11 protein-coding genes, 2 tRNA genes, 2 rRNA genes and 1 riboswitch are annotated in these 17,558 nt (G+C 33.0%); of the genes, 3 read left to right on the plus strand and 12 right to left on the minus strand.

Going from position 1 to position 17,558, the window contains the following annotated elements; genetic code table 11:
- Positions 1-99: 99 nt before the first annotated feature.
- The 4 genes from ACTTBN_RS04540 to ACTTBN_RS04555 form a co-directional block, all read right to left on the minus strand.
- A 23S ribosomal RNA gene (locus tag ACTTBN_RS04540) occupies positions 100-2,852 on the minus strand.
- Positions 2,853-2,983: 131 nt separating this feature from the next.
- Positions 2,984-3,059 (minus strand) — tRNA-Ala (locus tag ACTTBN_RS04545).
- A 12-nt stretch (positions 3,060-3,071) separates the two neighbouring features.
- Positions 3,072-3,148: transfer RNA gene (locus ACTTBN_RS04550), tRNA-Ile, on the minus strand.
- Positions 3,149-3,246: 98 nt separating this feature from the next.
- Positions 3,247-4,721: ribosomal RNA gene (locus ACTTBN_RS04555) — 16S ribosomal RNA — on the minus strand.
- The 16S and 23S rRNA genes sit together here with 2 tRNA genes alongside, the layout of an rRNA operon.
- Positions 4,722-5,058: 337 nt before the next feature.
- Between ACTTBN_RS04555 and ACTTBN_RS04560 the strand changes: the two genes are divergently transcribed.
- Complete coding sequence (locus ACTTBN_RS04560; protein WP_440681214.1) at positions 5,059-6,351, plus strand: peptidoglycan DD-metalloendopeptidase family protein; 1,293 nt, start codon at positions 5,059-5,061, stop codon at positions 6,349-6,351.
- Here ACTTBN_RS04560 and ACTTBN_RS04565 read toward each other — a convergent pair.
- From ACTTBN_RS04565 to ACTTBN_RS04585, 5 genes are read right to left on the minus strand one after another with little or no spacing between them, the layout of a single operon-like run.
- On the minus strand, positions 6,348-6,806 hold the full coding sequence (locus ACTTBN_RS04565) for a DUF4167 domain-containing protein (protein WP_440681215.1): 459 nt from the start codon (positions 6,804-6,806) through the stop codon (positions 6,348-6,350). The genes ACTTBN_RS04560 and ACTTBN_RS04565 overlap by 4 nt on opposite strands.
- 12 nt (positions 6,807-6,818) lie before the next feature.
- Positions 6,819-7,661, minus strand: a complete 843-nt coding sequence (gene prmC / locus ACTTBN_RS04570; RefSeq protein WP_440681216.1) for a peptide chain release factor N(5)-glutamine methyltransferase — start codon at positions 7,659-7,661, stop codon at positions 6,819-6,821.
- Positions 7,661-8,734, minus strand: coding sequence for a peptide chain release factor 1 (gene prfA / locus ACTTBN_RS04575; protein WP_440681217.1), 1,074 nt, complete (start codon positions 8,732-8,734; stop codon positions 7,661-7,663). Before prfA ends, prmC begins: the two co-directional genes overlap by 1 nt.
- Positions 8,734-9,831, minus strand: coding sequence for a flavodoxin-dependent (E)-4-hydroxy-3-methylbut-2-enyl-diphosphate synthase (gene ispG, locus ACTTBN_RS04580; RefSeq protein ID WP_440681218.1), 1,098 nt, complete (start codon positions 9,829-9,831; stop codon positions 8,734-8,736). The genes prfA and ispG overlap by 1 nt, the downstream gene beginning before the upstream one ends.
- Before the next feature lie 2 nt (positions 9,832-9,833).
- Entirely contained in the window at positions 9,834-11,045 is a 1,212-nt protein-coding gene (locus ACTTBN_RS04585) for an aspartate kinase (RefSeq protein ID WP_440681219.1), read from the minus strand.
- 76 nt (positions 11,046-11,121) lie between these two features.
- Here ACTTBN_RS04585 and ubiG point away from each other — a divergent pair, with 76 nt between their 5' ends.
- A complete protein-coding gene (gene ubiG, locus ACTTBN_RS04590) occupies positions 11,122-11,844 on the plus strand; it encodes a bifunctional 2-polyprenyl-6-hydroxyphenol methylase/3-demethylubiquinol 3-O-methyltransferase UbiG (RefSeq protein WP_440681220.1) in 723 nt (240 codons plus the stop codon).
- Here the strand turns inward: ubiG and ACTTBN_RS04595 are convergent.
- Both ACTTBN_RS04595 and argJ read right to left on the minus strand, forming a co-directional pair.
- Positions 11,841-12,269 carry a DUF1178 family protein gene (locus ACTTBN_RS04595; protein WP_440681221.1) on the minus strand — a complete coding sequence of 143 codons (429 nt, stop codon included), beginning with the start codon at positions 12,267-12,269 and terminating at the stop codon, positions 11,841-11,843. The genes ubiG and ACTTBN_RS04595 overlap by 4 nt on opposite strands.
- Before the next feature lie 43 nt (positions 12,270-12,312).
- The gene (gene argJ / locus ACTTBN_RS04600) at positions 12,313-13,614 is read right to left on the minus strand and encodes a bifunctional glutamate N-acetyltransferase/amino-acid acetyltransferase ArgJ (RefSeq protein ID WP_440681222.1); all 1,302 of its coding nucleotides are present in this window, start codon (positions 13,612-13,614) and stop codon (positions 12,313-12,315) included.
- Between the two features lie 65 nt (positions 13,615-13,679).
- Between argJ and secA the strand changes: the two genes are divergently transcribed.
- Complete coding sequence (gene secA, locus ACTTBN_RS04605; protein ID WP_440681223.1) at positions 13,680-16,226, plus strand: preprotein translocase subunit SecA; 2,547 nt, start codon at positions 13,680-13,682, stop codon at positions 16,224-16,226.
- A 2-nt stretch (positions 16,227-16,228) separates the two neighbouring features.
- Here secA and ACTTBN_RS04610 read toward each other — a convergent pair whose 3' ends face one another.
- Positions 16,229-17,323: an acetyl-CoA carboxylase carboxyltransferase subunit alpha gene (locus ACTTBN_RS04610; RefSeq protein ID WP_440681224.1), complete on the minus strand. Its 1,095-nt coding sequence runs from the start codon at positions 17,321-17,323 to the stop codon at positions 16,229-16,231.
- A 104-nt stretch (positions 17,324-17,427) separates the two neighbouring features.
- Positions 17,428-17,511: riboswitch (glycine riboswitch) on the plus strand.
- Positions 17,512-17,558 lie beyond the last annotated feature (47 nt).

Consider the following 17,558-nt stretch of genomic DNA (forward strand, 5'->3'; position numbering starts at 1 on the left):
CACTTACAAACTTATTAAGCTAGAAAAATTAATAATTATTTTTCAAAAAAAATGTGAATTTTTAAAGATATCTATATAAATGAAATTTTTTTCAGTGCATAAATCAAGCCAATTGAGCTATTAGTACTGGTCAGCTGCACGCATTACTGCGCTTCCACATCCAGCCTATCAACGTGGTGGTCTACCACGGCTCTATAGGAAGAACTAGTTTTGAGGTGAGTTTCCCGCTTAGATGCTTTCAGCAGTTATCTCGTCCATACTTAGCTACCCGGCACTGCAGCTGGCGCTACAACCGGTCCACCAGTGGTATGTTCAACCCGGTCCTCTCGTACTAGGGTCAACTCCTCTCAATTCTTCTACACGCATAGCAGATAGGGACCGAACTGTCTCACGACGTTCTGAACCCAGCTCACGTACCACTTTAATTGGCGAACAGCCAAACCCTTGGGACCTGCTCCAGCCCCAGGATGTGATGAGCCGACATCGAGGTGCCAAACACTGCCGTCGATATGAGCTCTTGGGCAGTATCAGCCTGTTATCCCCGGCGTACCTTTTATCCGTTGAGCGATGGCCCTTCCACTCAGAACCACCGGATCACTATGACCGACTTTCGTCTCTGCTCGACTTGTCAGTCTCACAGTCAGGCAGGCTTATGCCATTGCACTCTACGAACGATTTCTGACCGTTCTGAGCCTACCTTCGCACGCCTCCGTTACTATTTGGGAGGCGACCGCCCCAGTCAAACTACCCACCATACAATGTCTTGATGCCGGATAACGGCAATCAGTTAGATACCAAGAAAAACAAAAGAGGTATTTCACTGGTGACTCCACATAAACTGACGCCTATGCTTCAATGTCTCCCTCCTATACTAAATATGTTTTTCCTAATACCAATGTAAAGTTGCAGTAAAGGTGCACGGGGTCTTTCCGTCTAACTACGCGAACTCCGCATCTTCACGGAGAATTCAATTTCACTGAGTTGATGTTGGAGACAGCGGAGAAATCGTTACGCCATTCATGCAGGTCGGAACTTACCCGACAAGGAATTTCGCTACCTTAGGACCGTTATAGTTACGGCCGCCGTTTACTGGGGCTTCAGAAGTTAGCTTGCACCAACCGCATTAACCTTCCAGCACCGGGCAGGCGTCAGACCCTATACATCCACTTACGTGTTAGCAGAGCCCTGTGTTTTTGATAAACAGTCGCTTCTCCCTGGCTTGTGCCACCCATCTCTAGTTGCCTAAAAACAGGTCTTCCTTATCCCGAAGTTACGGAAGCATTTTGCCGAGTTCCTTCAACATCATTCTCTCAAGCGCCTAAATATACTCTATTAATCCACCTGTGTCGGTTTAGGGTACGGTCTAATGATGGAGCTATTTCTTGGAACCTTTTCGCGGCAAGTTCAATCCATTAAGAACTCACAACTTACAAGATCCGTCACTACCATCTGGTTAAGGAATATTAACCTTATTTCCATCGACTACGGCTTTCGCCCTCGCCTTAGGTGCCGACTAACTCTGCGCGGATTAACCTTGCGCAGAAACCCTTGGATTTTCGGCGAAGAAGTTTTTCACTTCTTTTATCGTTACTTATGTCAGCATTCGCACTTCTGATACCTCCAGGATCCCTCGCGGGTATCCCTTCACAGGCTTACAGAACGTTCCGCTACCAGTTATAATTTTCGAAAAAATTATAAATCCACAGATTCGGTATATGATTTTAGCCCCGTTACATCTTCGGCGCAGAAACTCTATTAGACCGGTGAGCTGTTACGCTATCTTTAAAGGATGGCTGCTTCTAAGCCAACCTCCCGGCTGTTAAGGAATTTCCACATCCTTTCACACTTAATCATAATTTGGGGACCTTATCTGGTGGTCTGGGCTCTTTCCCTCTCGACCATGGACCTTAGCACCCACAGTCTGTCTGCTGAAGAACAACATTTAGCATTCGGAGTTTTATTAGGTTTGGTAAGAATCTCTTCCCCCTAGCCCATTTAGTGCTCTACCTCTAAATGTCTATTTATTCAACGCACTACCTAAATAGTTTTCGCGGAAAACCAGCTATCTACGAATTTGGTTGGCCTTTCACCCCTTACCACAAGTCATCCAAAGACTTTTCAACGTCAACTGGTTCGGTCCTCCGGTTGGTGTTACCCAACTTTCAACCTGCTCATGGTAAGCTCATTCGTTTTCGGGTCTAATTCATAAAACTAATCGCCCTATTAAGACTTGCTTTCGCTGCGCCTACACCTAGATGGCTTAAGCTTGCTTTATAAATTAAGTCACTGACCCATTATACAAAAGGTACGCCGTCACTCTAAAAAGAGCTTCGACTGATTGTAGGCATGCGGTTTCAGGTTCTATTTCACTCCCCTAATAGGGGTTCTTTTCACCTTTCCCTCACGGTACTAGTTCACTATCGGTCACTGAAGAGTATTTAGGCTTAGAGGGTGGTCCCCCTATATTCGAGCAGGATTTCACGTGTCCCGCTTTACTCATGAATTTTGTTAAACATTACTCATACGGGACTATCACCCTCTATGGTTAGCATTTCCAAACTATTCAAATTTTTTTAACAAAACTACTGGCCTAGTCCGCGTTCGCTCGCCACTACTAACGGAATCTCAATTGATTTCTTTTCCTCTGGTTACTTAGATGTTTCAGTTCTCCAGGTTGTCTCTTTAAACCTATGTATTCAGTTTAAAGTACCACATAAAGTGGTGGGTTTCCCCATTCGGAAATTTTCGGATCAAAACTTACATACAGCTCCCCGAAACTTATCGCAGTATATCACGTCCTTCATCGGCTTTCAGTGCCAAGGCATCCACTACACGCCCTTAAACGCTTGATTTATGCACAGAAAAAAATTCTGTGTTGAATCAAATTTTTATTTTGAACATTAGCTAATAACATTACTAATGTTCGGATATAGATATTGATATTAATTATTAATTCTTTACGATTTTTTATAACTAAGTGTTTTGGTGGAGGATAGCGGGATCGAACCGCTGACCTCCTGAATGCAAATCAGGCGCTCTCCCAGCTGAGCTAATCCCCCATGATCTTAAATTGGTGGGCCGAGAAAGACTCGAACTTTCGACCCCACCCTTATCAAGGGTGTGCTCTAACCAACTGAGCTACCGGCCCCTATGCAAAGAGAAACACTACTTTAAGAAGAGAAATGAGGACGGTCAACATTACCTGTATATTATTTAGAATGAAATTTTACTTTCATTCATCCTTAGAAAGGAGGTAATCCAGCCGCAGGTTCCCCTACGGCTACCTTGTTACGACTTCACCCCAGTCGCTGACTATACCGTGGTCAAGGGTTTTAAACCTTGCCTTAAGGTAGAACCAACTCCCATGGTGTGACGGGCGGTGTGTACAAGACCCGGGAACGCATTCACCGTGGCACGCTGATCCACGATTACTAGTAATTCCAGCTTCATGCACTCGAGTTGCAGAGTGCAATCCGAACTGAGGTATCTTTTAAGGATTTGCTTGACCTCGCAGTCTTGCTTCCTGTTGTAGATACCATTGTAGCACGTGTGTAGCCCAACACGTAAGGGCCATGAGGACTTGACGTCATCCCCACCTTCCTCCAGCTTATCACTGGCAGTTCTTTCAGAGTGCCCAACTTAATGATGGCAACTAAAAGTGAGGGTTGCGCTCGTTGCGGGACTTAACCCAACATCTCACGACACGAGCTGACGACAGCCATGCAGCACCTGTGTTTCGTCCGGCCGAACCGAAAACTCTAATCTCTTAGAGTCGCGACGAACATGTCAAGTGTTGGTAAGGTTCTGCGCGTATCTTCGAATTAAACCACATGCTCCACTACTTGTGCGGGTCCCCGTCAATTCATTTGAGTTTTAACCTTGCGGTCGTACTCCCCAGGCGGTGTGTTTATCGCTTTCGCTGCGACACTGAAAATAAATTTCCAACGTCTAACACACATCGTTTACGGCATGGACTACGAGGGTATCTAATCCTCTTCGCTACCCATGCTTTCGTTCCTCAGTGTCAGTAATGATCCAGAAAGCTGCCTTCGCAATTGGTATTCTTTCTAATATCTACGAATTTCACCTCTACACTAGAAATTCTGCTTTCCTCTATCATACTCTAGCTGAAAAGTTTTAATGGCAGTTCCAGAGTTAAGCTCTGGGATTTCACCACTAACTTTTTCAACCACCTACGAACTCTTTAAGCCCAGTAATTCCGAACTACGCTAGGTCCCTTCGTATTACCGCGGCTGCTGGCACGAAGTTAGCCGGACCTTCTTATTCGGGTACAGTCATTTTCTTCCCCGACGAAAGAGCTTTACAACCCAAAGGCCTTCTTCACTCACGCGGCATCGCTGCATCAGAGTTTCCTCCATTGTGCAAGATTCCCCACTGCTGCCTCCCGTAGGAGTTTGGGCCGTGTCTCAGTCCCAATGTGGCTGATCATCCTCTCAAATCAGCTATTGATCACAGTCTTGGTAGGCCATTACCCCACCAACAAACTAATCAAGTGCAGGCTCATCCAATGGTGCATAAAGCTTTCTCCGTAAAGACTTATCCGGTATTAGCACAAGTTTCCTCGTGTTATTCCAGGCCAAAGGGTAGATACCTACATGTTACTCACCCGTCTGCCACTAAGTATTGCTACTTCGTTCGACTTGCATGTGTTAGGCGTGCCGCCAGCGTACGTTCTGAGCCATGATCAAACTCTCAAGTTTAAAAACGGCGCACACTAGCTTCCATATAAATTCTAAGAATAAAATTTATATGTGATTGAAGTGTGTACGACAAATTTCTGGTAACCTTAACCGTCCACACTTCTCTTCTTAAATTTTTACTTTTCAAATAGCTAATTGAGCAAAAAAGGCTCAATAAATCTCACTAATTTATTGTATTAACAATAATTTTATTGAGAAAGTTCAGTGCTTATAGGCTAAAATTATAGGAAATCAAGCATATTACATTAAAAAAAATGATAAAAATGATAGATTTTACTTGGTTTTTTTTGATTTTTAAGAGGCACTAAACTAATAATTGCACATTATTTATTTGAAGATGCTTAAAAATATTGCAAGAAAAATAAAAAAAAATTTTGAAATATTTGGACTGGTTGTTCTAATTATAATTGTAGTTCTTTCCACAAATTACTTTAACGCAAAAAAAAATACTGAAATTAAAACTTATAATAATTTTATAGATAATGTTTATTTTAAAAAAACATTGAAGCATGTTGTTGCTAATCTTGAACCTAAATATAAAAAAATAAAACATAAAATTAGACCAGGTGAAACTTTTGATAAAATTTTAGAGAGTTATGAAATCAAAAAAAAAGAAATAATAAAAATAAAACAATCTCTTAAAGGTAAAACTAATTTAAATAAATTAAACACCAGACAAATTATTTATTTAAGTTTAGATAAAACAAACAATAAAATTAACGAATTTACTTTTCAAATTTCAAATACCCAAAAAATATATTTAAAAAGAAATTTAGATAGTGATGATTTCAAAAATGAAATGCTCGCTATAAAATTAGATAAAAAAATAATTTATAAAGAAAATATAATTTTACAAAGTTTATATAAATCAGCATCGGATGAAAATGTACCTCCAAATACTATAATTGAATTTGCAAGAATTTATGGTTTTCAAGTTGATTTTCAAAGAGACATTAGAAAAGAAGATAAATTTCAAATTATGTATGAAATATTTTTAAATCAAAATAATGAAATTGTTGAAACAGGTGAAATTCTTTTTGCAAACTTAGAGTTAAGTGGACAAGATAATAGTTTATATTATTTTGATCATGAAGGAAGTGAAGGACACTATGATAAAAATGGTAAAAGTGTTAAGAAAGCATTAATGAAAACTCCAATTAATGGAGCTAGGCTTTCCTCTCCATTTGGAATGAGAAAACATCCTATCGATGGATTTAATAAAATGCACAGAGGTACAGATTTTGCTGCACCAACTGGAACACCTATAATGGCTTCAGGTGATGGGGTTGTTAAAAAAGCTGGATGGTGTGGAGGCGGAGGTAATTGCGTGAAAATTAGACATAATTCAACTTATCAAACAATTTATGCTCATATGTCAAAATTTGCTAGAGGGATAAAAAGTGGTGTAAGAGTTAAACAGGGACAAACCATAGGTTATGTTGGATCAACAGGAAAATCGACTGGTCCACATTTACATTACGAAGTAATAGTAAATGGTAAAAAAGTTAACTCACAAAAATTAAAGCTTCCATCAGGAAAAATTTTAAAAGGGAATGAAAGAAAAATTTTTGAAACTAAAAAAATTAAACTTGACGTTCTTAAATCTGAAAAAATTATTGGATTAAATTAAACTGTCTCAGCCTGAGATTTTGCAGTCTTTTTAACTTCCTTTTTTTCTAAAACTTCTGATTTATCTTCTTCTTTATTTTGATCAGTTATATCCACAACGTTATCTGAAGTTTCTTCACTCAATTCAGCACTATTTTCAACGTTTTCTGAAAATCTTTCCCTTCTTTGAATTTCTCTTTCATTAAGTACTCTTGTGAAATGGTCTGCATGTTGCATGTAATTTTCTGACAAAATTTTATCTCCATTAGAAAGAGCCTCTCTAGCTAAATCATTATACTTTTCAATTAACTTTGCAGCATTATGGTTATTTCTTCCTGGTGCTTTTCTTTTAAAATTTTCATTATTTGAAAAGTTTGATGAAAATTTTTGTCTATCACCATTAGATTTAAAATTTCTATCATTTCTTCTAAAATTACTACGTCTGTTATTATTGTTGTTATTTCTAAATGTTACCATGATTTTAATAAATTATATTTTTGTTGAAATGATGCATCGATCATTCTTTGCAAGATCTTTCTCTACACTATTAATATAATATCCTTCTCTCTTTAATAAATTTATAACTTTATATTTTTGGTCAAATCCAATTTCTAATATCAATTTGCCATTTTTTTTAATCAGCTCAGAAGATTTTTTTATAACTTTTCTGATTTCTGATAAGCCATCTAATCCGCCATCTAATGCCAATTTTGGTTCAAAACTAGCAACATCTTTATCCAAATATTTAATTTTACTTTTTTCAATATAAGGAGGATTAGATACAATCAAATCATATTTGCCTAATGTAAATTTGTCAACATTTGATTTAAATAGTTTTAATCTGCTAAATACGTTGAGACGATTAGCATTAATTCTGCTTATATTTAAACAGTTTTTACTCAAATCAATGCCAGTGCCATAAAAATCTTTTTTTTCTTTTAACACTGATAATAGAATACATCCAGAACCAACACCAATATCAAGAATACTCAATTTTTTTTTATGCTTAGTTAATTTTAAAATATTCTCAACAATCAATTCAGTATCAGGACGTGGAATTAATGTATGATTGTTGATATAGAACTCCGAGCTCCAAAAAAACTTTTGATTAGTTAATTGAGCTATAGGTTTTCTTTTTAATCTTTCATTTATTAATTTACTAAAAAAACTTAAATTTTCTTTACTTATTTTTTTATTAGAATTTAGTAAAATATACTTTCTGTCTCTATTAATTGCTTTTGCCATTAATATCTCGGAATCTAAGTATGCATTCGGTATAGATTTATAACTTAAAGCTTTAGAGCCATTCTTAATTGCCTCTGAAATAATCATTAATTTAAATTACTCAAACTTTCTTCTTGTGCTTGTAAAGTTAATGCCTCAATCATCTCATCAAAAACCTCACCCTCTAAAAATTCATCCAATTTATGGAGTGTTAAGTTTATTCTATGATCTGTAACTCTGCCTTGAGGGAAATTATAAGTTCTTATTCTTTCAGATCTATCTCCTGTCCCAATTTTTGTTTTTCGATCTTGAGATCTCTCTTGATCAATTCTAGATCTCTCCAACTCATATAAGCGAGCTCTTAAGATTTTCATACCTTTAGCTTTATTTTTATGCTGTGATTTTTCATCTTGCTGGGAAACTGAAATTCCAGTTGGAATATGAGTTATCCTAACTGCACTATCAGTAGTATTTACAGACTGACCACCAGGTCCGCCAGCTCTAAAAACATCTATTCTCAAATCAGAGTCATTAATTTTTAAATCAACTTCTTCAGCTTCAGGTAAAACAGCTACCGTAGCCGCTGAAGTGTGAACTCTACCTTGGGTTTCAGTATCTGGCACTCTTTGTACTCTATGAACTCCACTTTCGTATTTTAATGTTGAATAAATATTACTTCCTTTAATTGAGGCAATTACTTCTTTCAACCCACCAGCATCACTTCTTGAAATAGAAATCATTTCCAAAGACCATTTCTTTTTATGACTTACTTTTTCATACATTTTAAACAAATCTGATGCGAATAAACTTGCCTCTAACCCTCCTGTCCCTGCTCTAATTTCTATGATTGCATTTTTTTTATCTGCTTCATCTTTTGGAAGCAAAAATAATTTTAATTTTTTTTCATTAATTTCATACTGAGTTTTTAATTCTGTTAATTCAGAATCTGCCATATTTTTAAGCTCTTCATCAGAAGAACTGTCATTTAAAATTTTTTCTAACTCATTTTTATCATTTTCAAAGGAAACATAGCTTTTAGCTACCTCAATAATCTCATTTACATCTGAATATTCTTTCGATTTTTCAGCAAATAATTTTTTATCTAAGTCCCCTGAAGAAAGTTCTTTCTCAAGAGTAGAGTGTTTAGTTATAAGTTCTTCAACTGTTTTTATTGGTATCATTATTTTTTTTCCAGTTCAGAAGCTTTTTTTTCAACTTCTGATACAACTCTGTTAATTATATCTCCAGTTAAAACTTTTTCACTTTGTACTCCGGAAAGATAAAGCATATTATTCCCCTTTCCACCTCCTGTAATACCAATATCTGTTAATGCAGCCTCACCAGGTCCGTTTACAACACAGCCTATAATTGAGAGTGTCATCGGAGTTTTGATGTGTGCTAATTTTTGTTCGAGTATTTTTACAGTATCTATTACCTCAAAACCTTGTCTTGCGCATGAAGGGCATGAAATTATTTTTACTCCTCTGTTTCTTAATCCTAAAGATTTTAGTATCTCATTTCCAATTTTAATTTCTTTTACTGGGTCATCTGATAAGGAAACTCTTATAGTATCTCCAATTCCATCCAAAAGTAATGATCCAAGACCTATAGAGGATTTTATACTTCCTGGAATAAAACTACCAGCTTCAGTAATCCCAAGATGAAGTGGATAATCAGTTACTTTGGATAGCTGTCTGTAAGCAGCGATTGACAAAAAAACATCTGAAGATTTAACGCTAATTTTAAAATTGAAAAAATCCTGATCTTCTAAAATTTTAATATTTCGAATAGCACTTTCAACTAAAGCCTCTGGACAAGGCTCTTTATATTTCTCTAATATATCTTTTTCTAAAGATCCCGCATTGACACCAATTCTAATTGAACAATTATTATCTTTTGCAGCCTTTAAAACCTCATGAACTTTATCTCTGTCACCGATATTCCCTGGATTAATTCTTAAACATTTAGCTCCATTTTCAGCTGCTTCAATAGCTCTTTTATAGTGAAAATGAATATCAGCTACCACTGGAATTTGAACATTTTTCGTAATTTCTTTTAAGGCCTTTGATGAACTTTCATCTGGACAAGATACTCTTACAATGTCTGCACCTTCTTCATGGATTTCATTAATTTGTTTTATAGTTGCAGCAACATCAGTGGTTAAAGTATTTGTCATAGATTGAACTGAAATTGGATTTTCTCCTCCAATTTTAACATCACCAACCTTAATAACTTTTGTTTTTCTTCGATTGATATTTCTAAATGGTCTAAGACTCATAACTAGTCTAGTTTAAATTCTTTATGAAGGGCAGCTACTGCTTTTTTTACATTTTTTGAAGAGACTAGTACAGAAATTTTAATCTCTGAAGTTGATATCACAAGTATATTAATCTTTTTTGAAGCTAATGCCTGAAACATTCTATAAGTTATTCCAGGAGTAGTGATCATACCAACGCCAATTATTGATACTTTTGATACATTTTTATCAAAAGTTAATTCTTCGTATGAAATTGACTTATTTTTCTTAATTAACTTTTCTGTTTTTTTTAAATCATCAGCTTTAATTGTAAAAGTTAAATCAGTTTCTTTTCCATTTTGAGATATATTTTGGACAACCATATCCACATTAATTAAATTTTTTGATAAGGGTCTAAATATAGATGCGGCAATTCCTGGTTTATCTTTAACTCCAACTATTGTTATTTTTGCATCATTTTTAGTTGATGAAATTCCTGTAATTATTTGATCACTAAATGATTTTTTTGAACCTGTAATTAATGTCCCAGACTTAGAAACAAATGAAGATTTTACTCTAATGTCTATATTATTCAATTTTGCATCTTGAACAGATGTAGGCTGCATTACTTTTGAACCTAATGATGCCATTTCTAACATCTCATCATAAAATATTTTTTTAATTTTCTTTGCTTTTTTATACAGTCTAGGATCAGTGGTATATACACCATCAACATCAGTATAAATTATACATTCATCTGCTTTAATAAATTTTGCTAACATTATTGCTGTTGCATCTGAACCACTTCTACCAATCGTTGTAATTCTATAATTGTTATTTATTCCTTGAAATCCTGTGATAATTGGTATTCCACCTGATTTTAAATAATTATTTAATTCTTTTACCTTAACAGAAGAAATTCTTGCACCAGAATGAGGTCCCTCTGTTAAAATAGGAAGTTGCCAAGAAATAATAGATCTAGATTTAAAACCTTCATGTTTTAATCTTCCTGCAATCAACGCACAAGAAACTTGCTCTCCAGTTGATACTAATGCATCATACTCAGCTCTATCAAAATTATTACTAATTGATTTTGATTTATTTACTAAATCGTTTGTCACACCACTCATCGCAGAAGAAACAACTGCAACTCTATTTCTCTTTTTTATATAAAAGGCAATAATTTTGCAGACTTTTTTAATTCTCTCTATAGTTCCAACTGAAGTACCACCAAATTTTAAAACAACTGTTTTCATGATCTTTTTAAAAATTATTATTTAATAAATGTTTGATAAAATACATCTTAATTGTTATGTCAACTAATTATCTAATATGACCACTATTAATAAAAAAGAAATAGAAAAATTTTCAAAAATGGCAGATGAATGGTGGGATCCAAATGGAAAATTTAAACCTTTGCATAAATTTAATCCTATTAGAATTCAATATATTAAAGAAAACATAATTAAAAATTTTAATTTGCCAAAAAATAATAAACCTTTGTCAGGTATCAATATTTTAGATATAGGTTGTGGAGGTGGTCTTTTGTCAGAGCCAATGAGTAGACTCGGAGCAAGTGTTACAGGTATTGATGCTTCTGAAAAAAATGTTCAAATTGCAAAATTACATTCAAAAAAAAATAAATTGAAAATAAATTATATATGTTCATCACCAGAAAAAATAAATGTGAAAAAAAAATTTGATGTCATTTTAAATATGGAAATTGTTGAACATGTTGAAGATATTGAATTATTTTTAAAATCCTCGTCAAATCTACTAAAAAAAAATGGGTTAATGTTTATTGCAACAATAAATAAAACACTAAAATCTTATATCTTTGCAATTGTTGGAGCTGAATATATTTTAAGATGGTTACCTATAGGAACACATGAATGGGAAAAATTTGTTAAACCTAAGGATCTAAAAAAAATTCTATATAAAAATAATCTTTCTTTAAGTAAGCTTGATGGCATGAACTTTGATATTATTAAAGATCAATGGAAAATCTCTAGCGACTTATCAGTAAACTATATAGCGAAATTTTTAAAAAATTAATTATCTTGATCCTCTATCCAGGGAATTATTTGAGTATCAATACCCTCATCTTTTAACTCTTTGATATCTTTATTAGATGCTCTTCCATAAATACCTTTTGATTTTTTTTTGTTATTATAATGAATAGTTCTTGCCTCAAAAGCAAAATTATCACCTACATATATAAAATTATCTTTAATAAACTTTTGATAACTCTTTATGGTTTTTTTTACTTCATTTAATTTTTTGATATCTATTCTTTTTTCTGATTTCTTCTTACTATTTATTAATTGAGGTGACATTAAACTTTTCTCAACTTTTTGAGAATTACAATTATGACAATTCAAAAATTTTCCTCTTTTTAATTTTTCAAATTCATTCGATGAAGCAAACCAACTATCAAATTGAATGCTACAATCTTTGCAAATAAGTCTATATTTAATCATACTTTTACATTCATTTAATTACTTGATCTAATTTTGCAATATCTTAGCTTCTATAATCAGCATTAATCTCAATATATTTTTTTGTAAGATCCATCGTGTAAGAGGTAAAATTTTTTTTTCCAGTGTAAATTTCTACATTAATTTCAATATTCTCACCTTTCACATATTGAGCTGCAACTTCCTCATTATAACTTGAATGCAATTTCCCGTTATCAATAATTTTTATTTTTCCCAATTTTATATTTAATTTTTTTATATTTATTTTTACATTTGCTTTACCAATTGCCATAATTATTCTGCCCCAGTTAGGATCCTCCCCAGCAATTGCGGTTTTCACCAACGGAGAATTGGCTATGGAAAAGGCAATTTTTTTTGCTTCTTCTTCACTTTTACATTTAGCAACATTTACGGAAATAAATTTTGAAGCACCCTCGCCATCCGCAACCACTCTTTTGGCTAAATTAAGCAAAACATTATTTAAGGCTCTATCAAATTTCTTTATTTTATTATCATTAATATTTTTGATTTGAGGATTTTGTACTTTATTTGTAGCAAAAATACTTGCCATATCATTAGTGCTTGTATCTCCATCGCAAGAAATAGCATTAAAAGTATTATATATATTTTTTTTTAACAATTTTTTTAAAATTTCATTTGATAAGGTTGCGTCAGTAAAAACATACGCAAGAGTAGTTGCCATATTTGGATAAATCATCCCTGATCCTTTAGCTATTCCATAAATTTTTATATTTTTATTTCCTATCTTGCATTCTTCCATAGCTAATTTTGGTTTAGTATCTGTGGTCATTATTCCAAGTGCTGCCTTCATCCATATAAATTTATTTTGGGTATATCGGACTTTATTAACTAAATTTGGAATTTGGCTCGCTACTTGATCATAAGGAAACTTTTCACCAATAGTTCCAGTACAACCAAACAAGATATCTTTTGGAGAAATTTTTTGAGGTTTGTCTTCATCTTGTTTTTGTTTTTCAGTTAATTCTTTAGAGATTATATCTGCAAGTTTTTTTAAACTTTCATAACCCTGTGAACCTGTAAATGCATTTGCGTTTCTGGTATTAACTAATAGGGAAAATATTTTTTTTGAATTTTGTTCTAAATTCCATTTTATATTTTCAGAAACAATATTTGATTGGGTATAAACAGATGCATGGTTAGCTCCATCCCTAAAATAAAACATTGATAGATCATCTCTATTATTTTTATATAAATTAGCACTTAAAACTGAGATTGAAAGGCCGTCTATATGATCTAGGTCCTGAAAATCAATCATTCTGGTATTGTTTGATTTAGATGATAAAAAGTTTGATAAATTAATTCCCATGATATTTAAAATATTTATTTAATACATATATTAAAGCATATAAACAAAGAATAAATCAAATAGTCATGTTTAACCCACTTAATTTAATCTCCAAGTTCATCAAATCCAGTAATCAAAAAGAGTTGGATAGGATTGGAAAAATTGTTGAAAAAATAAATTTACTTGAAGAAAAATTTATTAATTTAAATGATTCAGATTTTCCAAAAAGAACTGTTGAGTTTAAAGATCAAATAAAAAATGGAACATCCCTAGATCAAATATTGCCAGAAGCTTTTGCTCTTGTGAGAGAGGCTGCAAAAAGAACTCGTAAGGAGAGACATTTTGATGTTCAGTTAATTGGTGGGGTAGCTCTTCATGAAGGTAAAATTGCTGAAATGAGAACTGGTGAGGGTAAAACTTTAACAATTACCTTGGCAGCTTATTTAAATGCTCTTAATGAAAAGGGTGTACATATTGTAACTGTTAATGATTATTTAGCAAAAAGAGACTCTATAGAAATGGGAGAAATATACAATTTTCTAGGTCTGACCTCAGGATTTATAAATAACGATCAAGATGATGCTGAAAGAAAAAAAAATTATAACTGTGATATAACTTATGCAACTAATAGTGAGCTAGGTTTTGATTATTTAAGAGATAATATGAAATTCTCTGAAAACCAGATGGTTCAAAGAGAACATCACTTCTCAATTGTAGATGAAATAGATTCATGTTTAATTGATGAAGCCAGAACTCCTCTAGTTATATCAGGAGCTGCTGAAGACAAAACTGCTCAATACTTAGCCATAGATAAATTGGTGAGATTATTAAATGATAAAGATTATGATATTGATGAAAAAGAAAAAAGCATTCTACTTACAAATGAAGGAATCAATAATGTTGAAAAACTTTTTTCAAATGCTGGTATTTTAAAAAATAATAATTTTTATGATCCGGAAAATCTTCATCTAGTTCATCATGTAAACCAAGCACTTCGAGCAAATCATTTGTTTGAAAAAGGAAGGGATTATATTGTAAAGGAAGGTAGTCTTAAAATTATAGATGAGCTAACAGGAAGAATTTTGGAAGGAAGGCGTTTTGGAGATGGTTTGCATCAAGCTCTTGAAGCTAAAGAAAAAATTCAAGTTCAGGCAGAAAACCAAACATTGGCCTCTATAACTTATCAAAATTATTTTAAACTTTATAAAAAAATTTCAGGATGTACTGGAACTGCAGCTACTGAGGCTGAAGAATTTTTTGAGATCTATAATTTACCAGTATTAGTAATTCCTACAAATAACGATATGATAAGAAAAGATTTCAATGATTTAATCTTTAGAACTGAAAAAGAAAAAAATGATGCAATTATTAATAAAATTATAGAACGTCATAATATTGGTCAGCCAATTTTAGTTTTTACATCAAGCATCAATAAATCCGAAGTTTACTCAAATTTATTAAACCAAAAAAATATTAAACATGTTGTGCTAAACGCTAAAAATCATGAAAATGAGGCAGAAATAATAGCAAATGCTGGAAAAGAGAAATCATTAATAATTACAACCAGCATTTCTGGAAGAGGTGTTGATATACAACTTGGCGGAAAAAAAGGATCTATTCCTGACGATGAGCTTAAAAATAACAAAGAAAGAATTAAATCTTTGGGGGGTTTGTTTGTTATTGGAACTGAAAGAATGGAGTCAAGAAGAGTTGACAATCAAGCAAGAGGAAGAGCAGGAAGACAGGGAGATGAAGGAAGTTCTGTTTTTTATGTAAGCTTAGAAGACGACCTGATGAGAATTTTTGGGTCAGAGTCAATGAATACAATGCTTGAAAAACTTGGGCTTAAAGATGGAGAAAGTATTGACCACCCATGGATAAATAAAGCACTTGAAAGAGCTCAACAAAAAGTTGAAGCTCGTAACTTTGATATTAGAAAAACACTTATAAAGTTTGACAATGTGCTTAATGATCAAAGACATGTAGTTTTTTCACAAAGAAAAAATGCAATGAATAGTGAGCATATTTTTGATTACTCAGATGAATTTTTAAAAGAGATTAATGACGATTTAATTAAACTTAAAATTTCAAATTTATCTGATCCTAAAAGTAATGAGTTCAGTAATAGGATTAGACAAATTGTTGGTAAAAGCTTTAATGAAATTGAATTAAAAGAGTTAATTGAAGCAAAAGATATTGAGCTAAAAGAAAAAATTTTTAGCAAATTTAGTGAAACAAGAAACGAAAGAATTAAAATTTTGGGTGAAGGTCATGCTAAAGATATTGAGAAAAGAATTTTTCTTCAATCAATTGATTTAAATTGGAAATCTCATATTCAATATTTAGAACAACTAAGACAAGTAATTGGACTTAGATCATATGGTCAAAGAGATCCATTGGTAGAGTACAAAAAAGAAGCTTTCGAATTATTTTCAAATCTTTTAGAAAAACTAAAACTTGATTATGTTACCATTTTAATGAATTTAAAAATTGTTGTAGACTCAGGTCAAAATGAAAGAAAGAATGAGGAAGAAAATACAAAACAAATATTAAAAAATAAAAAAATTGGTAGGAATGAACCTTGTTTTTGTGGCTCAGAAAAAAAATTCAAACACTGCCACGGATCCTTATAAATTTAAAACAAGAAAAAAGCTGTTATTAATAATATTACTCCAGCACCAATTGCTATTAAACTCTTTTTAGATTTAAAGATTTTTTCTAAATTGTTTCCTTTGACACTAAGAGTACTTAAATCTTCAGTAGTACTTATAAAGCCTTCATTTCTTCCTATTTTTAGAAATTTATTTTTTCTTTCATTGACAATATCCTCAGAACTTAATTCTTTAAAATATTCTAAATTACTAATTAATGATTTTTTTAAATTTTCTAACATCAAATCCCTGTCTCTATGTGCTCCTCCAACAGGTTCTTTGATAATTTCATCAATAACTTTTAGTTTTAACAAATCTTTAGCTGATAACTTCATGGCTTTTGCTGCATCAAGCATTTTTTTTGGATCCCTCCACAAAATTGTGGCACATCCTTCAGGTGAAATAACTGAATAAATTGCATTCTCTAGCATTATGACTTTATTGGATGAAGCAAGAGCTATTGCACCACCAGAGCCTCCTTCACCAATAATTACTGCTATTGTGGGAACCTTAAGCTCCATGCAACACTCGATAGATTTTGCAATCGCCTCTGCTTGTCCTCTTTCTTCAGCTCCTACTCCTGGATAAGCTCCTGGAGTGTCAATAAATGAGATTATTGGAATATTAAATTTATTAGCTAGTTTCATTAATCTTATTGTTTTTCTATAACCCTCCGGTCTCATCATTCCAAAATTTCTCTCTATTCTGCTCTCTAAATCTTCTCCCTTTTCTTGACCGATTACTAAAACTGATTGACCATTAAACTTTGCGAAACCGGTTAAAACTGATTTATCCTCTCCATAATAACGGTCTCCAGATAAAGAAATAAAATCCTCAAATAAATTATCTATAAAAAATTTAGATTTAGGTCTGTCTTCATGACGTGCAACCATTGTTGTTTGCCAAGGATCCAAGTTTGAATAAATATTTTTTAGTTTTTCATCTATTTCTGACTGTGTACTTGAAATTTTTTGGGTATCTACCTCAGATAATCCATCTTGGTTATATGGATCTTTTAGTTTCTCTAGCTCATTTTCAAGATCTTTAATTTCCGTCTCAAAATTTAGGTAATTTTTCATATAATATTTATATCGGATGCTTAGATTAGAAAAAAGGCAATAAAATGATCAATTATAAGACATCGTAATTGTTATCAATTGACTTAATTCTTTTTAAAGATACAAATTATTTATCGGGAGAGACTATTATTAGCGCCGAAGGAGCAACCACCCCGGAAACTCTCAGGCAAAAGGACCGATTAAAGCATAACACTCTGGAAAGAGATTAATTTCCGCCGAAGGAGCAAAACTCTCA

This window comes from Candidatus Pelagibacter sp. HIMB1623 (assembly GCF_052047695.1).
Lineage (GTDB): Bacteria > Pseudomonadota > Alphaproteobacteria > Pelagibacterales > Pelagibacteraceae > Pelagibacter.